Source organism: Labilibaculum euxinicum (assembly GCF_009795715.1).
Lineage (GTDB): Bacteria > Bacteroidota > Bacteroidia > Bacteroidales > Marinifilaceae > Labilibaculum > Labilibaculum euxinus.
Genome location: NZ_WTCR01000006.1, coordinates 141,604 through 163,555 on the forward strand (window position 1 = coordinate 141,604; position 21,952 = coordinate 163,555).

The window sequence follows — 21,952 nt, forward strand, 5'->3', positions numbered from 1 at the left end:
GTATGTTTTAAACTTATTTAATCAGGTGTCTCGATAAATCAAGCATTCGAACAATTGGTGCTTTTGCCTTTTCCATAACATCATCAGGTAAAATAATTTCAGGTTGTTCGTTTTTTAGTGCCAAGTATAACTTCTCCATTGTGTTCAGCTTCATATAAGCACAATCATTGCAAGAACATGTTTCATCTGCAGGAACAATTAAAAATTCTTTGTCAGGAGAATCTTTTTGCATCTGATGAAGAATTCCCGTTTCTGTTGCAACAATGAATTTTTTAGATTCGCTGTTTTTAGTGTAATCCAGCATGGCTGTTGTTGAGCCAACAAAATCGGCAAGTAATAATACCGGATGTGCGCATTCCGGGTGAGCAATAAGTACAGCATCAGGATTTTCAATTTTCATTTTCATGATTCTCTCCGAAGAAAGGATATCATGAACTTCACAGGTTCCATCCCAAAGAACCATTTGCCTGCCGGTTACTTCATTTATGTATCGTCCAAGGTTTTTATCAGGAGCAAAAATTATTTTCTGATCTTTAGGAAAGGATTCAACAATTTGAACTGCATTTCCTGATGTGCAGATCACATCAGATAAAGTCTTAATTTCGGCAGTACAATTGATATATGAAATAACAATATGGTCGGGATGAAGTGCTTTAAATTTACGAAAATCATCTGCCGGACACGATTCAGCAAGAGAACATCCGGCCTCTAAATCGGGCAGAAGTACTTTTCTTGTAGGATTTAATATTTTGGCTGTTTCAGCCATAAAATGAACGCCGGCAAACAAAATAATGTCTGCATCTACTTCCGAAGCCTTTTGCGCCAGAGCCAGACTATCACCTTTAAAATCGGCTATTTCCTGAATGTCAGGAGTTTGATAGTAATGGGCAAGAATAACTGCATTCTTTTCTTTCGCCAATTGAAGAACCTTATCTCTCATCAAGTAAATATTTGCTTAGTCTCTCGTTAGGTTAACAGGTGCAAATATCTTTAAATTATAGCGAAAATCAAACCATTACTATATGTTTTGGTATTTAAACAACTTATTTAGATCGGGGAATATGAAGGTGAAAAGTACTTCCTTCGCCCAATGTACTTTCAACCCAAATTTTACCACCATTCGATTCTACGAATTCTTTACATAGCAAAAGACCTAATCCTGTTCCTTTTTCGCCGGCAGTACCTGTTGATTTGTATTTTAAGTCGATACGGAAAAGTTTATCAATATTTTCCTTGGCGATACCAATACCATGATCTGTAATTTGAACTTCCAGAAAGTCATTTTTATCTTGTATATCAATCTCAATCTGACTTTTTGGCTCTGAGAATTTTATTGCATTGTTAATGAGATTTCTTATAATTAAGCTGCACATATTTTGATCTGCAAAAGCGAGATTTTTTTCAGAATTGAGCAAAATAATTTTAATTTCTTTTTTTTCAGCTGATGCGCTGTACAAACAAATTGACTGCTCAACTAAATCAGTCAGGTTAAATATTTCAGCATGGAAATCAATTTTATTCGTTTGTGATTTTGACCAGGTTAATAGATTCTCTAATAATGTATAAATGTGTTTTACCGATTCATGAACTTTCTTAATGCCAGTTCTTTTTTCCTGATCTTCCACTAAATCATAATTTTCATGAATCATTTCACTTATTGAAAGCAGACTTGTGAATGGATTTTTTAAATCGTGAGAAATGATTCGAAAGAATTTGTCTTTAGTGGCATTCAATTCTTTCAATTGCAGGTTTGTGCTTCTGATTCTTTCGTTTTGTTGAATTAGCAATTTATTGGTTCTGGTATTAAGTAAGAATCGGTAAATAAAAATTGTAATTATCGTTCCAATTACTATTTCAAGAAGAATAAACCACCATGTCAGGTAAAATGGTGGAAATATTTCAATGAACAATTCTTTTGAATGTTCAGTCCATTGTTTGTCTTGATTCTGAGCTTTTACCTTAAATATGTATTTACCAGGCGAGAGATTGGAGTAGGATACATAGTTACGATTTCCTGAATGAACCCATTTATTTTCCAAACCTTGTAATTGGTAAGTGTAATTAATCTTGTCTGTCGAAAAAGACGATAACGACGAAAATTCTATAGAGAAGAAGCGTTGGGCGTACTCGAGTTCAATGCTGTCAGTGTAGGCAATACTCTTTTTGAGATAATACGAGTCGTTTGCTTTTGAATAATGAATAAGATTATTGGAATTTTTGGCATTGGAATGTGAAACCCGAACTTTTTGTCCATGAATTTCGAGTTTGGTAAGGACAACATTATAGGTTCTCTCTTCAATGAATTTAATATTAGGATCGATTGCATTTAAACCATAAACGCCTCCAAAATATAATTTTCCACTTTTTCCTTTGTGAAAAGCTCCGCCATTAAATTCTTTGCTTTGTAATCCATCATCAACAGTAAAGTTTTTTACTGAGTAGTCTTTTGTTGAAAATCTGCAAATCCCATTATTTGTACTCAGCCAGAGGTTTCCAAAATCATCAGGCAATACTCCATAAACAACATTATTGGGTAAACCTTCTTCCGTGCCAAAATGAGAAAACAGACCTGTTTTAGCATCAAAGCGATTTAATTTATTGTTTGTTCCCAGCCAAAATATGCCATTCTTGTCTTCGTAAACAGAGAAAACAACGTTGTCGGAAAGACCATCCTTCGTGTTTTTATTGTATTGATAACTCTTAAATGTGTTTGTTTTTTTATCGTAAATATTTAAACCGCCTCCGTATGTGCCAATCCATAACAGGCCTTTTGAATCTTCATATATAGTTGAATAAATGAAGTTGTGCGATAGGCTTTTTGTATTTCCTTCAATATGTTTGTATTGTGTGAAATTATTGGTTTTGTCATGGTAACGACTTAAACCACCTCGGGTTCCAATCCAAATAATTCCTTCACTGTCTTCAAAAATTACCCTGACAGAATTGTCACAAAGAGAAGTATTGTTATTCGATATGTGTTTGTATTGAGTTTTATGACCTGTAATAGGATTTAGTTTGAATAACCCTTCACCATCTGTTCCTATCCAAATATTATTTTTCCTGTCTTCAAGCACTTTTCGTATTGCTGAATAGGGAGAATTATCTGATTTCCGAACATCGTAATGAACAAAACTATCCCTTTTTACGATGTATTTTGAAATGCCTTTGTTGTTTGTTCCAATCCATAGGTCGCCATTGTGATCTTCCCAGACAGACCATACAAAGTTGCTGACTAAACTGTTTTTATTTAAAGGATTATTTTTAAAAAGTTCAAATTTATGAGATTGAGGATCGTAGATGCTGATTCCAGCACCAAATGTTCCAATCCAAATAATTCCATTTCTATCCTCGTAAATACAGTTTATTGAGTTCTCCGATAAACTTTGAGGATCTGCAGAATTGTTTTGGTAGTGTGATTTTTGATTGGTTAATGGATTAATCCGATAGATTCCTGATCCAAATGTGCCAAACCATATTTCTTCGTTGCTGCTTTTTAATATTGGTTTGTTTGTATTTATCGAAAGACTGTTAGTCACCTCGAACGATCTTACTGCTTTGTGGAAATTTTCAGAAGAATTATCTTTTCTGAATAGAGCATTATTGGTAACTACCCATAAGCCATTTGCCGAGTCTGGTAATATGTTTTCTATATGCAGTCCGTTTAAAAAGTTCTGTGCATCTACAGTTAATGAATTTTTTGAAATCGAAATCACACCATTGCTGGTTCCAACCCATAAATATTTATCGGTGCTTGCAAGACTTGTTACATTCCATTTTGAACCGGATTTTAGAAGTTCTATTTCTTTGAATGATTTTTGTTCTGAATCATAGTAAAAAAGTCCAAGCTCAGTACCAATCCAGAAGTTTTTACTGTCAGCAAGAAAGCAATTGATCTTTGAATTTAAATCTTTGGGATATTCATCCTTCTCAATAACTCCAAGTTTGGTATTTATACAGGTAATTCCTTTTAGACTGCCTACCCATAATCGATTGTTCTGATCTTCAGATAGGTGAGTGATTGTGTCATTACTTAACTGGCGGTTAGGTTCTATGCCTCTGTACTGTGTGAAAATTTCCGTTACCGGATTAAACCGGGTTAATCCTCCTCTTGAACCAAACCATAAGTTTCCAGTACTGTCTTCAATTATTTGCTCGATCCATTTGTAGGAAATACTATTGGAATCTTCAGGATTGCTCCTGTAAATCGTAAAATTTTTACCATCGTAACGATTCAATCCATCCTCCGTGCCAAACCACATAAACCCTTTCGAATCTTGAAAAATACAGTAGACTGAGCTGAGGGACAGGCCTTCATTGATGGTAATTCTTTTGAACCGGATGTTATTTTGCTGTGAATAAAGGGTGAGAGTACAAAATAGCCCAACAATAAAGAGAATCAGTTTGGATCTGGTCATTGGATGCAGAGGTTATAGTTCGAGACACAAATTAGTGAAAATTTATGATTGTTTTTTGTTGTTAATTAGACAAATGTATGTTTTACTAAAATCTTAAATGAAATATGAGTCTTATTAGAGTAAATTATGTTTTAATTAATAAAATAAATACTTTTATAGTATTGTTATGTATTAATTGAATCACATTAAATTAAAACAAATGAAATTAGTTAACCTACAAAATTCAGATAAAAAAGGATCTGGGCAAAGTAAATTAAAAGTCATTATGGGGATAGGGCTTTTTCTGTTATTGTGTAATCAGTCTAGTTTTGGACAAAGTTCAAGAGGTTTTCCTGGTGCATCTAGTATGAGGATTGAGGCAAATTCAATGAAACTGTTTGGAGGTAATGTAGTGAATGATCCAAATAAACTTAATTTATCAAGAAAAAAAACACAGATAGGGTCCTTCTATTTATGTGATGATTGGAAAAAAGCTGATATCTATTTGGTAACGGATAGTAGTGTTATAAAAGGTATTGAAACTCGAATAGATTTGCAAAGGAATGAACTCGAGGTTAAGTATAAAGGGGAAGTAAAAGTATTGCCGAGCTTTCGTATAAGAAGTATTGTTTTTAATATTGATGAGGACTTATTTATAACCGAGTGTATATTGAAGTCTTCACAAAAAGGATTCTATAAAGTGTTGGTTGATGATGAAAATTCTTTACTATGCAGATATAATACTAAAATACAACCATCAAATTATAATATTCAGTTAGATGCAGGGCAGAAATCGAGTAAAATAGTAAAAGAACAGAATTATTTTATTTTTAAAGGAGCCGATTTAATTCAATTGGGGAAAACGAAAAGTAAATTAAAAAAACAATTTAATAAGCGACCTAAATTATATGATTTTATAAACCAGAATAAGATAAATCCTAAAAATGAAAGAAGTTTAGTTCAATTTGTAGATTATCTTAATAATCAAAAAATACAATTATAATGCAGAAGCCTCTTACAAAAAAGAGGCTTTTTTATTGCTATATATAAAATGAAAACATCTCTACTCGAAATATGTTGTTACTCTGTTCAATCGGCGATTATAGCAGAACAGTCTGGTGCTGATCGAATTGAATTGTGTACTGGTGTTCATGAAGGAGGAACTACTCCTAGTGCTTCATGTATCAAAATAACTAAAGAATCAGTTAGCATTCCTGTGCATGTAATTATCAGACCTCGAGGAGCCGATTTTTGTTACTCTGATATTGAGTTTGAGTGTATGAAGCTGGATGTAATTCACTGCAAAGAAATTGGTGTGAATGGAATTGTATCAGGTGTTCTGTTTCCTGATGGTAATGTTGATGTGGAAAGAACCAAGGAATTGATCGATTTGGCAAAACCAATGAATTTCACTTTTCACAGAGCTTTTGATATGGTGAATGATCATTTTAAAGCTTTGGAACAATTAATAGAGATTGGAACCGATCGAATTCTCACATCCGGAGGAGAACAAACTGCTGTAATGGGCACAGATTTACTTAAAAGTTTAGTTGAAAAGGCAAGTGGGCGAATAGTGATCATGCCGGGAAGTGGTATCAATCATGAAAATATATTGTGTTTAAAACAAAATACTGGTGCTGAAGAGTTTCATTGTTCAGCAAAGTCTTTGGTGAGAGGGAAAATGGAATATCAGAATCCTAAAATTGCCATGGGAGGCGAAGAAAATGTGCCTGAATTTGAATTTTATGAGGCAGACTCCAAGAAAATTAGTAAAATTGTAAGCATCCTAAAAGCCGAGGACAAATAACTAACGATTCTACTAATGAGGAAGATTTCTATCCTTCTGCTCGGTCTCATTTTCTTTTGGGGCTGTTCCGATGTACATTTTATTCAAGACAATGCCGTTCGTGCAAAAATTTCCAATCGATTCGAAAAACGAAAAGAATTTGCATCCAATAGGTCAAATGAACTTTTCTCGGTATTCCAAGAAAATATTACTACTGAAGAAAAAGAAGCATTGCAGTTTTTATATGCCTACATGCCTTTGTGCGATTTGGCCGATTACAATGGCGATTTCTTCTTAAAACAAGTTCGATCTTCATTTGAGGCCAGAGAAAGTTTTGAGTGGGGTAAAAAAGTGCCGGATGAATTATTTCGTCATTTTGTGCTGCCATACCGTGTAAACAATGAAAATTTAGATTCGGCCCGATGGGTTTTTCTGAAAGAGTTGAAACCAAGATTAAAAGGCATGTCGATGAAAGAGGCAGTGTTGGAAGTGAATCATTGGTGTCACGAAAAAGTAAATTATGCTCCAACAGATATTCGCACAAGCGGACCGCTTAGCATTGTGAGAACTTCATGGGGAAGGTGTGGTGAAGAATCAACATTTACCGTTACTGCCCTACGATCTGTAGGTATTCCTGCCCGTCAGGTTTATACGCCACGTTGGGCACATAGCGATGATAATCATGCTTGGGTGGAAGTTTGGGAAGATGGGAAATGGTCTTATTTAGGCGCTTGTGAGCCTGAACCCGATTTGAATATGGGTTGGTTTACCGAACCTGCACGTAGAGCCATGCTGGTGCATACCAAAGTGTTTGGTGATTTTGAGGGAGATTATGAAGTTGTAAAGCGTTCAGATAATTTCACTGAGATTAATGTGGTGGAGAATTATGCTGATGTGAAGAAAATTTACGTGCAGGTCGTAGATCAATCGGGTAATTCAGTTGAAAATGCAAAAGTAGATTTTGGATTGTATAACTATGCTGAGTTTTATCCAATTGCGAGTAAGAATACCGATTCTGATGGAATATCTTTCCTCACTACAGGTTTGGGTGATCTGCTTATCTGGGCTGGTAAAGAGGGGGAGTATGCTGGCAGGAAAATAAGCGTAAAGCAAACCGATACGCTTTGTTTGGAATTGGGTCGTGGTTTTTATGGAGAGCAAATTGCCGATTTAAATATGGTTCCTCCGGTTGAGCAAGATCCTTATTCGGTTGATGAGAGCAAAAAGAAACAAAATGATATTCGTCTGCCCTATGAAGATAGTATTCGAATGCAATATAGAACCACTTTTATAGATTCAATTACTGCCTGTAAATTAGCTGATGAAAAATCTTTGGATGCAGGAATAATCTGGAACAGCTTCAAGAAAAGTCAGGGAAATTGGAAAGAGATTCAGAAATTTATTAAATCTACATCTGAAGGAAATGGTGCAATTGCAGTTGATCTTCTTAATTTAATTGCTTATAAAGATCTGCGTGATACGCGATCTGAAATACTGGAAGATCATTTGAGTAATACGATCGGAAAATACAAGTTGGAAGATTACAGTTCCAAGGAGCTTTATTTGAAATATGTTTTGAATCCAAGAATCAGCAATGAGTGGTTAATTGCTTACCGCGGATACTTGCAAAAGGCGTTTCAAGATAAATTTACCGGCGAACGATCTGAAATAGTTGAGCAAATTAAACAATGGATTTTAGATGAAATACAAATCACCGAAGAAGAGAATTATTACAATCTGCCAATTACCCCAAAGGGTGTTTATGAGCTGAGAATCTCAAATGCTGAATCCAGAGATGTATTTTTTGTAGCTCTTTGCCGAAGTTTAGGGATTCCTTCGCGTTTGGAGCCAGCAGAAAAAACACCGCAGTATTTCGATGGTAAAGAATGGTTGAATATTTATTTTGAGAAACAAATAGTTAATCAGCCAATTACGGGTTTTGTGATGTTGAATAAAACTGCAAAGGATTTTGATCCGGCTTATTATATGCATTTTACAATCGGAAAAATGATTGATGGTGTTTATGAAAGTCTTGATTATGGCTGGGATTCTAAATTATCCGATTTGCCTTCAAAACTGGAATTGGAAGCCGGAAAATATCGGTTGGTAACAGGCAAACGTGGTGTTGACGGAACTGTTTATGCACATTTGAATCATTTTGAAGTTTTTAAAAATCAGACTACTAAAATTGATTTGATATTCAGAGATCCAAAGGTTGAGAGTAAGATATTGGGTCATTTGGATATTAACCTGAAGGTTTTTAATGATAATGGGGAAAGTGTAAGCCTTAAATCATTAGAGAAGCAGGATGCGATTGTTTTGATGTGGCTGGAACCAGGAAAAGAACCAACCCGACATTTAATGGAAGAATTTAAAGATATCAGAAAGAGATATCAGGAATGGAATGGTAATATTGTTGTATTGCAGGCAGAAGAAATTTCTGATGAAAACTTAACAGACGCTTTTTTTGCTAATATGCCATCAAATTACAAGCTGTATAAAGATAAAAACAATGAGTTGATTATACAGGCTAAAAAGGAGTTGAGAATTACAGGTAAAGTTGAGAAGCCATTGCTATTGGTTTTACATTCCAATGGCGATATTCAGTTCGCTTCCCGCGGATATAAAATTGGGATTCATGAGCATTTGCTCAAAATTTTGGAAAAATAATCTAAAACAGGAATCTCGTGAAGGAATAAAAAAAATGCCGCTTCAATTATTTGAGGTGGCATTTTTATTTTGAAAATATTGTTTTATTTTTTGTTGTAAAAGTCTAATTGTAAAGTTCTTCTGCAAAACTGCCTTCTACCTTATTCCCCAATAAAAGTTCTTCAATAGTAGCAGCAATATCAGTAAAAGAGGTTCTGGTTCCCAAATCAACATTTTGTTTGATATTTTTACCAAACACCATTATTGGAATGTACTCTCTTGTGTGATCAGTTCCAGGGTAAGTGGGATCACATCCGTGATCGGCAGTCAGAATTAAAATTTCATCGTCCTTTAAATTTGCCTGAATTTGCGGCAAATAACGATCAAATTCTTCCAAAGCAGCTTTGTATCCTTCCGGATTTCTACGATGTCCAAACATCATATCAAAATCGACCAGATTCGTAAAGATCAAACCTTTTGAATCTTCTTTTAAAGCAATCAGAGTTTTGTTGATTCCATCCTCATTATCCTTATTGGTTCCGCGGGAGTCAGTAATTCCTTGCCCTGCAAAAATATCTTTTGTTTTACCAATACCGATAACATCCAATCCGCTTTCGCTTAGGCGATCGAGAACAGTTGGAGCGGGTGGCGTAACAGAATAATCGTGACGATTTGCTGTTCTGGCAAAATTTCCTTCACCGCTTCCCAGGTACGGACGTGCAATTACACGCGCTACAGGTTCATGTTCGGAGCAAATTTCCAAAGCGATTTCACAGGCCCGGTACAATTCTTCCAAAGGAATAATTTCTTCGTGAGCAGCAATCTGAAAAACAGGATCGGCAGAAGTATAAATAATCCAGTTACCAGTTTTCATTTGTTCTTCTCCGTATTCGTCAAGAATAGCAGTTCCTGAAGCAGGCTTGTTAGCCATTACTTTTCTGCCGGTTCTTTCTTCAAATAATTGAATGGTTTTTTCTGAAAATCCATTCGCATAGGTAGGGAAAGCACGTTCCAGCTTAACTCCGGCAATCTCCCAGTGACCGGTTGTTGTATCTTTGCCCTTGGAAGCTTCGGCAGCTTTTCCGTAGGCTCCGTTTGTGTTGTTGCTTGATGCAACACCTACAATGTCAGTAAGGTTGCCAAGACCTAGTTTCTGCATATTTGGTAAATTAATACCATTACAATGTTTGGCAATATTTCCAAATGTATTGGAGCCAACATCTCCAAATTCTTCAGCATCTGGTAAATATCCAACGCCAGCGCTATCCAGCACCACAATTGTAGCGCGTTCTATTTTAGGAATCATAAACTTGTGTTTAAAGTGTATAAAATATACTGATGAAGGGTTGTTTAGGTAGTGGGGCAAAGTTAGTAGAACAATTATAAATTAGCAATTAATAATTATAATAAATGTTCTTGATTGGACTATGAAGAAGGTAAAAAATATTTTGTGATGATCTTTCGTGCGGGTATCTTATTTGTATTATAACTTGATGAGTTTTCCTTAACTCAAGAATAAAAGAATCCCCCAAACAAATAGATGTCCGGGGGATGAGATATATAGGTTTAATTTAGACTTAATTGTATAAGTTTTCTCTTTGCTCTTTAATTTTCTCGCTGGAAATATAATCATCGTAATCCATTAATTTATCAATGATTCCATTAGGAGTTAATTCAATAACACGAGTAGAAATTGTTTGAATAAATTCGTGGTCATGAGACGACATCAATACGGTACCACCAAAGTTGATCAATGAATTATTGAATGATTGAATCGATTCCAGATCAAGGTGATTGGTTGGTGTATCCAAAACCAATAGGTTGGCATTTTTCAACATCATTCTGGAAACCATACAACGAACTTTTTCACCTCCCGAAAGAACATTTGCTTTTTTGTAAATATCCTCACCAGAGAAAAGCATTTTGCCAAGGTATCCTCGAAGATAAACTTCGCTGGTATCACTTGAATATTGAGCTAACCAATCGATTAAAGTAATTGGTTCCTGAAAGAATTCAGTATTGTCAAGAGGTAAATATGCTGGTGTAATCGTAACTCCCCATTCATAATTACCACTGTCTGCTTTTTCTATTCCGTTGATGATATCGAAAAGGGCAGACATTGCACGAGGATCTCTGGAAAGGAATATTACTTTCTCACCTTTTTCGATCGTGAATTCTACATCTTTAAATAGAACTTCTCCATCCAGGCTTTTACTTAAACCTGAACAAGAGAAAATTTTATCTCCGGCTTCACGTTCCTGCTGAAAAATAATACCGGGATAGCGGCGGGTAGAGGCTTGAATATCCGAAATATCCAATTTTTCGATCATCTTTTTTCGGGAAGTTGTTTGCTTCGATTTGGCTACATTGGCACTGAATCGGGCAATAAATTCCTGAAGTTCTTTTTTCTTCTCTTCAGCCTTTTTATTCTGATTTGCCTGCTGACGGGCAGCTAACTGACTGGATTCGTACCAGAAGGTGTAGTTACCTGAAAACATTTTAACTTTTCCAAAATCGATATCAACAATATCGGTACATACCGAATCTAAAAAGTGACGGTCATGCGATACCACAATAACTGTATTTTCGAAGTTGGCCAGATAATTTTCCAACCACATTACTGTTTCAAGATCAAGGTCATTGGTAGGCTCATCGAGAAGCAAATTGTCCGGGTTTCCAAAAAGTGCCTGTGCCAATAATACACGAACTTTTTCCTTACCACTCAGTTCTTTCATTAGCTTGTAATGAAGAGCTTCTTTAATGCCCAAACCGCTTAATAATTCTGCTGCTCCGCTTTCAGCATTCCAACCATCCATTTCAGCGAATTGTTCTTCCAGTTCCGATGCTTTAATTCCATCAGCTTCCGAAAAATCGGGTTTTGCGTAAATATCATTTTTTTCCTGCAATACAGCCCACAATTCTGAGTGACCCATAATTACAGTATCTAGAACTGTAAATTCATCAAATTCAAAGTGATTCTGCTTTAAAACCGCCATTCTTTCACCTGGTTCCATCGATATCGATCCTGTTGTAGAATCCAACTCACCGGAAATGATTTTTATTAGGGTAGACTTACCGGCACCATTTGCACCAATAACTCCGTAGCAGTTTCCAGGAGTGAATTTTATATTAACATCCTGAAAAAGAGGTTTTTTACCAAATTGAATAGATAAATTTGAAACTGAAATCATACACTTATTTCCTTTAATTATTAAGGCTGCAAAATTAGTGATTTTTATTTTAGATCTAATCCGATTGTAGGATTAACTTTTAAGTAATTTTTAAAGAAAGGAAACCAGTGCAAAAAAAAAACAGGTTTAATTTGAATTTGCGTTTGAAGAAAGAATGGATGCAATTTCATTTGTATTTTCGGCAGCAGGAATTGTAATCCGGAAGGTTGTTCCCAAATTTAAAGTGCTCTCAACCCGTATTTCTCCTTTGTTTTGTTCAATAAATTGCTTACAAAGGAGTAAACCTAATCCATTTCCTTTTTCGCCATTGGTTCCATTATAAGATTGAGAATGATCTATTTCAAAAAGATGCGCAATTTGATCTTCAGAAATTCCTATTCCGCTATCTTTTATCCACAGTTCAACGAAGTTATCACTTTGATTTAGGCCGATCGCAATAACTCCTCCTGGCTTCGTGAATTTTAGTGAGTTGTTAATTAGGTTACGAATTACTGTATCCAGCATTTGGCGATCGGCAAAAACCATAACGGTTTCTTCAAGTAGTAATTGTAGATGGATGTTTTTTTGTTTTGCTACACTCGAATAGGTTCGAAGATTATTTTCTAAAAGTGGTTTAAGTGATAGAATAGCAGGTTTGTATGGCAGTTTACCTGATTGATTTAAAGACCAGGATAGAAGATTATCGGTTAGACTCAATACATTACTTATGGATTCTTCCATGTCGTGGCAGCTTTCCTCGAGTAATTGATATTTTCTTTGCTGAATAAAAATTTTGATCAACTGGGCAATATTATATACAGATGCTAAAGGAGAGCGCAGATCGTGCGAAATGATTTGAAACAACCTGTTTTTGGTTTTGTTGGAATCCGATAATGCCTCGTTTTTTTGGTCTAAGAGAGTTTTATGCCATTGAATCCTCTCATTTTGCAATTGCAGTAATCGATGTGTTTTTTTATTTCTGTAATACGAACGGACAATAAAAATAGCGTAGCCAAGTAGTAAAATCAACAATACTATTAAACTGTTTCGTTGCCACATTTTACTTTTGTTCTCTTTTTCCAATAAAGTAATTTGCGTTTCTTTTTTCTCCGATTCGTATTTTTCCTGAATCTCTGCAATCTGTTTTAGATTTTCATGGCTGAAAATACTATCTTTTAGTAGTTCATATTGAGAAAAATAGAAGATTGCAGTATCGGCCATATTTAAATGTGTGAAAATCTTGAAAAGTTCGTGATTGCAATTTTTTTGATATTCAATATTTTTGGTCTCAACCGCAAGAGTAAGAGCTTTTTTACGGTATATTAAAGCCTTGGTATATAATTCTTTCTGATAATAAACGTGAGCCAGACTATTAATGGTAGATATTAGAAGGTTTTTATTTCCAATTTTTTCTTTTAATTCCAAACTTTTATTTAAGTACTCCAAAGCAAACGGATATTGTCCCATTTCAAAAAAACAAGAGCCCATGTTGTGATAGGTTTGCGCTAGTTTATACTTATTGGGGGCCTCTTTTAAAACATCAAGATTTTTTTTGTAATAATCTAACGCTTCTTGAAAATTATTCTGAATGGAAAGTATGTTGGCAATATTCGTATTTGAGGTATACAAGAAAGAAATTTGATTCCGCTCTTTGTAAATTTTTTCAGCCTTGTAATAATATTCCAGGGCTTTGTTGTATTTTTTTAAAGCCTTATATATTAGTCCAATACTGTTGTAGGATAAGGGTAGCTCAAAGGTATTGTTGTTGTTTTCGAAATATTCCATACAAGTAAATAAATCAACAATAGCCAGATTGTATTTATTCATATTTCGATAAACGATTCCTCTGTTTAAATAGGTGTTATTTATACCAAGAGAATCGTTGGATAGTATGAATTTATCAAGAGCTTTATTAAAAAAAGATATTGACTGAGTATAGTCTTCCTTACGAAAATGTACTAAAGCAATACGAATGAGGGCATTTCCAGCTCCTGAGTGGTTTTCGGATTTTTCTGCATACTTTATAGCTTCCTTTGCATAATGAATTGCTTCAACTGGTAATTTTCGATAGTTTTTGCCTGTCCATTCATTTAAGAATTCAATTTTTAAATGAATGTCTGAAATAGAATCTAATTTTTTGTCAATAGAATCTAAATTCTGAGTAAAAGCTAAGGGCTTTGCTACAAATATAAATATGATTAATAACAAAACAAGTTTTCTCATACCAAATTCGATTAAAACTATTGAGCAATTTAAGGCGAAAAAATGAATGATAAAAATCGGATTACTAAATTATAAGTTTCCAATATTTATCATTCTTTTGTAAGTACTATTAGCTAAGGGTTGGTTGTTTCGGCATCATCATAATCAACATCGGTTCTGTTTTCTTCAACAGGATTTCCTACTGAAGAATCCCCAGATAAAGCTTGCTTAACAATCATATTCACTTTCTTGATTTCATCTGTAGGTCCTTGTTTTATAGGAACGGCAAATTCAACAATATCCGTTTCTAACGAACCGTTAGTGGTTACAGTAGCTGTTACTGACCATACTTTTTTTCCGTCTATCTCTATAAGTCCTTGTTCTATAGAACTAAGTGCGTAGTCTTTTGGTAAAGAAACTACGGAATTAATAGTATAAACTCCAGTTGATGCTGATTTTGTAAGGTTTACGAAGGGTTTAAATAATTTCATATGTTTTTAATTTTAAGTTTTTGCCATATGGAACTTACCATGCTGGAATAATCATCTCCCTGTGTGTCAGAATATCCTTGGCATGGAGTTTCATAAGTAAATGTTCGTTTGTGATTATTAATTTAAAGTAAACATTTACGAGCATTAAGAAAAAATGTTAGTATTCAATTAAATTTAATTCAATATTTTCTGAATAGCTTCCAATTCCATTGCTTCAAAATGTAAATTTGCAACAGAATTTATGTTTTGGTCGAGTTGATTCACCGAACTTGCGCCAACCAAAACCGAAGTAATTCGTTTATCTTTTAGCAGCCAGGCAATTGCCATTTGAGCTAAACTTTGTCCTCGCTTTTCGGCGATTTCATTCAGAGCTTTAACTTTATCTATTACTTTTTCAGTAATCTGCTCTTTTTGCAAAAAACCATGCGATTTGGCTGCTCTCGAACCTTCAGGAATCCCTTTCAAATATTTATTGGTCAACATTCCTTGTGCCAAAGGAGAGAAGGCGATGCCTCCAATTCCATCTTCTTCCAGAACATCTAACAAGCCATTTTCAACCCAACGCTCAAACATCGAATATTTTGGCTGATGAATAAGGCAGGGAGTTCCCAGTTCCCGTAATATTCTTGAGGCTTCGCGTGTTTGATCGGCACTGTAATTTGAAATGCCAGCATACAATGCCTTACCCTGACGGACAACATGATCCAGTGCCATCATGGTTTCCTCTATGGGTGTATTGGGATCGGGACGATGAGAATAGAAGATATCTACATAATCGAGTCCCATTCTTTTCAAACTTTGATCCAGGCTTGAAATTAGATACTTACGCGACCCCCAATCACCATATGGCCCGGACCACATTTTATATCCTGCTTTAGTCGAAATAATCATTTCGTCACGATATAGCTTTAAATCTTCTTTCAGAATTTTTCCAAAATTTTCTTCAGCAGAACCTGGAGGTGGTCCATAATTGTTGGCCAAATCGAAATGGGTAATTCCCCGGTCAAAGGCATGAAAAATAATCTTTCTGAACTCATTATAGACATCTACATGTCCGAAATTATGCCACAATCCTAAAGAAATTGCAGGCAGTAATAAACCACTTTGCCCACATCTTCGGTAGGGCATATCATCATATCTGTTTTCAGATGCTTTGTACATAGTTATTCAAATTTTATACGAAAAGTGAAGATAGTAAGAAATGTTTAAACATGTTCGAATGTGAGTGAATCAGAATCGAATATTTCAATGAGAACAAGCTAAAACAAAAAAACCACAGAAACTTCTGTGGTTTAAATATAGTATGAGTTTTTTTATAAGGTCTTTTTCAGTGAGAAAAAGAACTCAATCCCCTTTTCTTTTCGTTTTTTAACAAATATTCTTCCTTTGTGATAGGCAACCGCATTTTTCACGATCGATAAACCTAAACCCGTACCACCCATTTTTCTTGACCGGCCATGATCTCCGCGGTAAAACCGTTCAAAAATACGTGGCAAATGCTCTTCTTTTATTCCAATTCCATTATCGGTAACCGAGAAGTAATGGTAATTTGTATCTTCGAAATAATGTGTGAGTTTAATTTTACATCCTTCTCCGGCGTATTTTATCGAGTTATCTATTAAATTTCTGAAAATAGAATCCAACAATTCCGAATTACCTTTTACTTTAAGATCCGAAGGGAAGTTTAGTTCAATTTCCATTTTTGTTTCTGCCAGTTTTAATTCAAAATCGGTGAGCATCTCCTGAACCATTTCTTTTACATTCACCTCTTCAATGGCAAACAATTCATTGGCTTCTTCAATTTTTGTGAGAAAAGAAATATCCTGAATTAAATTCGATAAACGATTAATCTGCAGACACGAACGTTCAATGAATTGTACTTTTTTGTCTTCATCCATAGTCGGATTATCCTTAATGGTTTCCAAAAATCCGGAAACGGCAGTTACAGGAGTTTTTAGCTCGTGTGCTATGTTCAAAGTCATTTCCTGTTTAATGGTTTTCTCATTTTCCATTTTGGTGATGTCGTTTACCGAGATTTCGAAATTACCGTCGGTAAAAACAACTACTTGGAAAAGAAACACTTTATGTCCGATTGTAATGGTTTTTTTCGTACTGATTATATCGACGTTCGGGATGTAATTTGTTCCCAGTTTTTTGATGTTTGTATCGATAAAATCAGTGATTTCTTTTAATTCCGGAAGCTCGAACAGTTCCTGATAGTTATGACTTGAAATGTGAGCCAAATAATTGATGTAATCGATAAAATGACTGTTCCATAGAATCAGGTTCTTTTTTTTATCAAATATGGCAACACCTTCCTGTGCAATCTGAAGGTGCATAATCAGCTTTTCTTTCTCCAGACTAAGAGCCTCGGTTGTTTTTGTTAGTTTGCGGTATATTTTTACAATCTGGTGACTAATTTCACCCAATTCTGTTTTTCCAAAATCCTCATTTGGATCAATTTCTCTGTTATGGGCGGCATTAATGGCAAATTTTCGAAGTTTTGAAATCGAATTTCCAAAATGCTCTGTCGCGTAAATCAGAAAAATTACGGTAACACCAAACAAACCAAACAGAAAATAGAAAAACAGAGTGTTGGCCTTTAAAAAGCTGAGTACACTTTCGTTGATTGGAAGAGCTGTACGAACAAAATATTCGTAGTAGTTTTTTGAATAATAGTAATAGGATTGTCCGGTAGAACCAGATAAACGAATGTTGCTTCCTTTTTGGGAATGCAATGATTTCTGTACTTCAGGTCGGTTGATGTGGTTATCCAGTCTTTCAATGTTTTCCACATACGAGTCGTAAACGACCTTACCTTTTGCGGTGATAACCGATATTCTTATGTCTTTATCAGGCATTAAGGCACGCAATGTGTCAACTTCCGAAAAATTAAGAGTTTTATTCAGTCCTTTTTTTTGAATTAGCTCATGTACCTGCTGTGTATAAATATTAAGAGCATATTCCAGTTTCTCTCTTCGATACAAACGTTCCTGACTGTATTGAAATCCTCCAATTAACACAGAGAATATCAAAACAATAAGAAAGAAGAAAAAGAACAATCTCTTTTTGTATTTTGAACCGGATTTTTGAATGAGTTTTTGCATGAAATTATAGATTAGGGTCATCAATTTGTTCTAGGTTCAAAATAGTAACCATAGCCAGATTTTGTTTTAATGAATTTATGATATTCACCAATTTTTTTTCTTATTCGTCTTACATTAACATCCACTGTTCTGTCGCCAATCGAGCTGTCATTCGCCCAGATAATACTCATTATTTCGTCTCTGGAATATATTCTTCCCGTATGACTGATGAGCAATCGAAGTATTTCGTACTCGGTTTTTGTTAAACCGATGTCCTTTCCATCGATACACACTTTTTTCGATTCCGATATCATTTTCAAATCTTCGAATTCGAAAACAGCATCTTCTTTTGAATCAGAAAAAACGCGTTTGCAAATTACATTAATTCTTGCAATAATTTCTTTTACCGAGAAAGGTTTGGATACATAATCATCTGCTCCCGCATTAAAACCAATAAGTTTATCTGCCTCGCTTGTTTTCGCTGTAATAAAAAGTATTGGTTTTTCTGACAGATCAGGATTTCTTCGAATTATTTTTGCTAAATCGAGCCCTGAAATTTCACCCATCATAATGTCTAAAAGGAAGAAATCGTACGTTTTAAGCTCTAATTTCAAGGCTTGTTCTGCAGAATAGGCAACATCTACATCAAATCCTTCCTGTTTAAGGTTGAACTGGAGGATTTCGCATAAATCCTCTTCGTCATCAACTACTAATATTTTTAAATCCTTCATGGTTTTTAATTAAAAAAGTTGAGTTTCAAGTTTTAGTAGTTCACCAACTTTTATTGCTTATAATTGATCCTCTTCAGGCAACTCCATATGGCGCAAATCAATGCCTTGCTGGTAATAAATTGCCGCTTCAGCAATATTTGTTGCATTGTCTGCTATTCGCTCGATATTACCTAATATGCTGTTGAAATTTAACAGATTGAAAATTTCGGTTGGTTCACTGCTTTTGGGTGAATTTTTTCGAACCATTCGTTTCAAAATTTTCGATTGCATTTCGTCAACGATCTCATCATTTTTAATGGTCCAGATAGCATATTCACGATCCCCGTCCTCAAAGGATATTAATGCTTTTTTAACCATTTCTGCGCTTATCGACAGCATGTTTAAAACCGAATCTTTATGATTCTCATGAATTGTTGGCGGCTCCATTTTATGAAAAAACCGCATGATGTTATTCAGCTGATCACCAATTCTTTCAATATGGCCAATCATTCTAAAGTAAGAGACTAAAAGGCGCAAATCGCTTGCCATGGGGTGTTGCAAACCAATTGTTTCAATAATGTTGTCACTCATTTTTATTTCGAACTGATCAATTTTATTTTCGTTTTTTTTAAACGTGTCTATCAGTCCTTTTTCTATTTTATCCAAGCCATGATTGACCACCTCTTCTAAAATATCAAACTGTTGAAAAAGCAGTGTTTGCATTTTAGCGAAATCATTATCAAGCTTATCGAATTTTTTATCTTTTTTGATTGACATTGTATGTGAATTTGTTTTGTTAGTATGTGAATCGGGTAATTAATGAAAATCAACCAAATTTTCCGGTTAGGTATTCTTCGGTACGCTTGTCCTTAGGCATGGTAAACATCTGTTTGGTTTTACCATATTCAACCAATTCGCCTAAATACATAAACATCGAATAGTCTGATATTCTTGCAGCCTGCGACATGTTGTGCGTAACCAAAACAATTGTAAAATCCTTCTTCAGTTTTACCAGCAGATCTTCAATTTTTGCTGTTGCAATCGGATCCAATGCAGACGTAGGTTCATCCAACAGAATAATTTCAGGAGTGTAGGCAAGTGCCCGTGCAATACAAAGGCGTTGCTGTTGTCCTCCCGATAGAAATGTTCCTTTGTTGTGAAGGGAATCTTTTACCTCGCTCCACAAACCAACCTCACGTAAAGATTTCTCAACAATTTCATCTTTTTCTTTTCTTTTCAATTTAATTCCATTTAAAAGATAACCGGCAATTACATTGTCGTAAATACTCATAGTCGGAAAAGGGTTTGGACGTTGAAAAACCATTCCAATCTTTCTTCTCAGTAAAATAGGATTCATCTTATAAATATCTTCTTCGCCAAGATAAACAGAACCTTTGTTGTGCGTATCAGGATACAATTCGTGCATTCGGTTAATGGCTCTAAGCAATGTGCTTTTACCACAACCCGAAGGTCCCATAATTGCTGTGATTTTATTTTTTGCAATTCCCGCAGAAACATCATTAATCGAATATTTGTCTCCGCCGTAGGAAACAGAAAGTTTATCGATGTTTAAAATAGGAGATTCTATTTTTTCAATTGGGTTTTGCATCATGTTGTTGACTTTATAAGGTTGTGCTTTTACTTCAGCTTCTACTTCTTTTTTTTCTAATACTGTACTTTCCATCTTTTTGCGATTGCTTTAGCGGTAAGATTTAAACATAAAATCAAAATTAACAGGAACAAGGATGCACTCCAAATCATATCTACAAGGTTTGGATCGTTGTAAAACTCCCAAACCAATAGGGGAATAGCACTTGATGGTTCTGTTATATCTGTGCTGATTGCAGCACTTCCCAGAGCTGTCAGCATTAATGGAGCCGTTTCTCCCGCAATTCTTGATATACCAAGAATCACGCCCGTAAGAATTCCGCTGATACCTGATGGAAGCACGACTCTTAGCATGGTTTTGTGATAGGGAACGCCTAAAGAAAGAGCGGCTTCCTTTAGAGTTCCAGGTATCATTTTCAGCGTTTCTTCCGTTGAGCGAACTATCGAGGGTAACATCATGATTGAAAGGGCAACACTTCCTGCTAAGCTGGAAAAGCCGGCAGTTATTGGTTTCACCACCCAAATGTATCCGATAACACCAAGTACAATGGATGGAACTCCTTGCAGCATGTCTACTATAAAACGAACCACACCGGCAAATTTACCTTTCGAATTTTCGGCCAGATACATGCCGCAAATAATCCCTACAGGAATAGCAATCAATGAAGCCATTCCAACAATAATTAATGTGCCGACTATTCCGTTGGCTATACCGCCGGGAATAATTTCATTGTTTTTAACAGCAACCATTGCCTCCATGGTATCTGGTGCAACTTTATAAAAGAAGCTGATGTTAATTTGTTTGTATCCCTTTTTTATCAACTCGAAAAGGATAAGAAAAAGAGGGACACTTGAGAGAAATGCCAAAAATATAATTGCGTAGGTGAATAGCTTATCCTTAAGCAATCGCCTGTTTAGCTTAGCATTCGATATTTGAGCAGATGTATTCATTCTATATATCTTATTACGGCTAAGCCGATAATTTTTTCATGATTAATTTGCCGATGTAGTTCACAATACCTGTAATTACAAATAAGAGCAATCCTATTTCAACCAATGAGGTGTATTTTAAACCATCGGCTTCACCAAATTGATTGGCGATTAAACTTGCCATAGTGTTTCCTAAATCGAAAATTCCGGTTGGGATTTTGTTGGAGTTACCAATCAGCATGGTTACTGCCATTGTTTCTCCAATTGCTCTTCCTAATGCAAGAATGTATCCTGCAAATATTCCTGATCCTGCATTGGGGATGATAACCGTTTTTACAACTTCAAACCGGGTAGCACCAAGAGAATATGCGGCTTCTTTTAAACTGCCCGGAACCATTGAGATCACTTCCGATCCAAGAGAGGATGCGTAAGGGATTATCATGATTGCGAGAATTATGGATGATGTAAAAATACCAAATCCCTGAGCGTTTAGCCCCAAGTCGGTAATTATGGGACGTAAAGCATAAAATCCCCATAAACCGTATACAACGGATGGGATACCTGCCAACAGATCGATCACAGATCGTAAAAAAGATGGTAATTTACCATTCTTGAAATATTCGCCTAAAAACAGTGAGATGGAAAAGGCAAATGGAAATGTTATTAGTAATGCCAGAACTGAAGTGACCAGCGTTCCAATAATAAAGGGGAGAGCACCATACGATTCTCTTCCTTGGGTTGGATTCCAGTCTGTTGAATAAATAAAACCAAAACCAAATTCTTTAAATGAGGGGATTGATCCAATAAATAAGGTAGTTACAATTCCTATAGCAATCAGTACTATCAAAACACCACTACCAATTAAAAGATATCGAAATATTTTTTCGCTGTTCATAAGCTTTGAACGGTTCCTGTTAAATGAAGAA

16 protein-coding genes are annotated in these 21,952 nt (G+C 35.2%); 3 read left to right on the plus strand and 13 right to left on the minus strand.

What is annotated here, in order from left to right; translation table 11 throughout:
- Positions 1–13 precede the first annotated feature (13 nt).
- Entirely contained in the window at positions 14–940 is a 927-nt protein-coding gene (gene nadA / locus GQR60_RS09740) for a quinolinate synthase NadA (protein WP_124992739.1), read from the minus strand.
- 103 nt (positions 941–1,043) lie between these two features.
- Positions 1,044–4,415 (minus strand): sensor histidine kinase, encoded by a 3,372-nt coding sequence (locus GQR60_RS09745; RefSeq protein WP_124992740.1) that lies wholly within the window; start codon positions 4,413–4,415, stop codon positions 1,044–1,046.
- A gap of 199 nt (positions 4,416–4,614) precedes the next feature.
- On the opposite strand from GQR60_RS09745, the gene GQR60_RS09750 reads away from it, so the two are divergent.
- From GQR60_RS09750 to GQR60_RS09760, 3 genes are read left to right on the plus strand one after another with little or no spacing between them, the layout of a single operon-like run.
- On the plus strand, positions 4,615–5,397 hold the full coding sequence (locus GQR60_RS09750) for a hypothetical protein (protein WP_124992741.1): 783 nt from the start codon (positions 4,615–4,617) through the stop codon (positions 5,395–5,397).
- Positions 5,398–5,445: 48 nt separating this feature from the next.
- The gene (locus GQR60_RS09755) at positions 5,446–6,201 is read left to right on the plus strand and encodes a copper homeostasis protein CutC (RefSeq protein ID WP_124992742.1); all 756 of its coding nucleotides are present in this window, start codon (positions 5,446–5,448) and stop codon (positions 6,199–6,201) included.
- A gap of 15 nt (positions 6,202–6,216) precedes the next feature.
- Positions 6,217–8,850, plus strand: coding sequence for a transglutaminase domain-containing protein (locus GQR60_RS09760; protein WP_124992743.1), 2,634 nt, complete (start codon positions 6,217–6,219; stop codon positions 8,848–8,850).
- Positions 8,851–8,953: 103 nt separating this feature from the next.
- On the opposite strand, the gene GQR60_RS09765 is transcribed toward GQR60_RS09760, so the two are convergent.
- From GQR60_RS09765 to pstC, 11 genes are all read right to left on the minus strand, one after another.
- Positions 8,954–10,135 carry a phosphopentomutase gene (locus GQR60_RS09765; protein WP_124992744.1) on the minus strand — a complete coding sequence of 394 codons (1,182 nt, stop codon included), beginning with the start codon at positions 10,133–10,135 and terminating at the stop codon, positions 8,954–8,956.
- Between the two features lie 271 nt (positions 10,136–10,406).
- Positions 10,407–12,020 (minus strand): ABC-F family ATP-binding cassette domain-containing protein, encoded by a 1,614-nt coding sequence (locus GQR60_RS09770; protein WP_124992745.1) that lies wholly within the window; start codon positions 12,018–12,020, stop codon positions 10,407–10,409.
- A 126-nt stretch (positions 12,021–12,146) separates the two neighbouring features.
- Positions 12,147–14,222 (minus strand): tetratricopeptide repeat-containing sensor histidine kinase, encoded by a 2,076-nt coding sequence (locus GQR60_RS09775; protein WP_124992746.1) that lies wholly within the window; start codon positions 14,220–14,222, stop codon positions 12,147–12,149.
- A gap of 113 nt (positions 14,223–14,335) precedes the next feature.
- Complete coding sequence (locus GQR60_RS09780; RefSeq protein ID WP_124992747.1) at positions 14,336–14,692, minus strand: hypothetical protein; 357 nt, start codon at positions 14,690–14,692, stop codon at positions 14,336–14,338.
- Positions 14,693–14,866: 174 nt separating this feature from the next.
- Positions 14,867–15,853 carry an L-glyceraldehyde 3-phosphate reductase gene (gene mgrA / locus GQR60_RS09785; RefSeq protein WP_124992748.1) on the minus strand — a complete coding sequence of 329 codons (987 nt, stop codon included), beginning with the start codon at positions 15,851–15,853 and terminating at the stop codon, positions 14,867–14,869.
- A 152-nt stretch (positions 15,854–16,005) separates the two neighbouring features.
- Positions 16,006–17,799, minus strand: a complete 1,794-nt coding sequence (locus GQR60_RS09790; protein WP_160463452.1) for a sensor histidine kinase — start codon at positions 17,797–17,799, stop codon at positions 16,006–16,008.
- 20 nt (positions 17,800–17,819) lie between these two features.
- On the minus strand, positions 17,820–18,509 hold the full coding sequence (locus GQR60_RS09795; RefSeq protein WP_124992749.1) for a response regulator transcription factor: 690 nt from the start codon (positions 18,507–18,509) through the stop codon (positions 17,820–17,822).
- A 57-nt stretch (positions 18,510–18,566) separates the two neighbouring features.
- On the minus strand, positions 18,567–19,265 hold the full coding sequence (gene phoU / locus GQR60_RS09800; protein WP_124992750.1) for a phosphate signaling complex protein PhoU: 699 nt from the start codon (positions 19,263–19,265) through the stop codon (positions 18,567–18,569).
- Positions 19,266–19,314: 49 nt separating this feature from the next.
- Positions 19,315–20,172: a phosphate ABC transporter ATP-binding protein PstB gene (pstB, locus tag GQR60_RS09805; RefSeq protein ID WP_225441383.1), complete on the minus strand. Its 858-nt coding sequence runs from the start codon at positions 20,170–20,172 to the stop codon at positions 19,315–19,317.
- Positions 20,154–21,047: a phosphate ABC transporter permease PstA gene (gene pstA, locus GQR60_RS09810; RefSeq protein WP_124992751.1), complete on the minus strand. Its 894-nt coding sequence runs from the start codon at positions 21,045–21,047 to the stop codon at positions 20,154–20,156. Before pstA ends, pstB begins: the two co-directional genes overlap by 19 nt.
- A 19-nt stretch (positions 21,048–21,066) precedes the next feature.
- Positions 21,067–21,921, minus strand: coding sequence for a phosphate ABC transporter permease subunit PstC (pstC, locus tag GQR60_RS09815; RefSeq protein WP_124992752.1), 855 nt, complete (start codon positions 21,919–21,921; stop codon positions 21,067–21,069).
- Positions 21,922–21,952: the final 31 nt, after the last annotated feature.

Coding starts and splice junctions, on each gene's coding strand:
- nadA (WP_124992739.1), bottom strand. CDS start 940: ATGAGAGATAAGGTTCTTCAATTGGCGAAAGAAAAGAATGCAGTTATT.
- GQR60_RS09745 (WP_124992740.1), bottom strand. CDS start 4,415: ATGACCAGATCCAAACTGATTCTCTTTATTGTTGGGCTATTTTGTACT.
- GQR60_RS09750 (WP_124992741.1), top strand. CDS start 4,615: ATGAAATTAGTTAACCTACAAAATTCAGATAAAAAAGGATCTGGGCAA.
- GQR60_RS09755 (WP_124992742.1), top strand. CDS start 5,446: ATGAAAACATCTCTACTCGAAATATGTTGTTACTCTGTTCAATCGGCG.
- GQR60_RS09760 (WP_124992743.1), top strand. CDS start 6,217: ATGAGGAAGATTTCTATCCTTCTGCTCGGTCTCATTTTCTTTTGGGGC.
- GQR60_RS09765 (WP_124992744.1), bottom strand. CDS start 10,135: ATGATTCCTAAAATAGAACGCGCTACAATTGTGGTGCTGGATAGCGCT.
- GQR60_RS09770 (WP_124992745.1), bottom strand. CDS start 12,020: ATGATTTCAGTTTCAAATTTATCTATTCAATTTGGTAAAAAACCTCTT.
- GQR60_RS09775 (WP_124992746.1), bottom strand. CDS start 14,222: ATGAGAAAACTTGTTTTGTTATTAATCATATTTATATTTGTAGCAAAG.
- GQR60_RS09780 (WP_124992747.1), bottom strand. CDS start 14,692: ATGAAATTATTTAAACCCTTCGTAAACCTTACAAAATCAGCATCAACT.
- mgrA (WP_124992748.1), bottom strand. CDS start 15,853: ATGTACAAAGCATCTGAAAACAGATATGATGATATGCCCTACCGAAGA.
- GQR60_RS09790 (WP_160463452.1), bottom strand. CDS start 17,799: ATGCAAAAACTCATTCAAAAATCCGGTTCAAAATACAAAAAGAGATTG.
- GQR60_RS09795 (WP_124992749.1), bottom strand. CDS start 18,509: ATGAAGGATTTAAAAATATTAGTAGTTGATGACGAAGAGGATTTATGC.
- phoU (WP_124992750.1), bottom strand. CDS start 19,265: ATGTCAATCAAAAAAGATAAAAAATTCGATAAGCTTGATAATGATTTC.
- pstB (WP_225441383.1), bottom strand. CDS start 20,172: ATGGAAAGTACAGTATTAGAAAAAAAAGAAGTAGAAGCTGAAGTAAAA.
- pstA (WP_124992751.1), bottom strand. CDS start 21,047: ATGAATACATCTGCTCAAATATCGAATGCTAAGCTAAACAGGCGATTG.
- pstC (WP_124992752.1), bottom strand. CDS start 21,921: ATGAACAGCGAAAAAATATTTCGATATCTTTTAATTGGTAGTGGTGTT.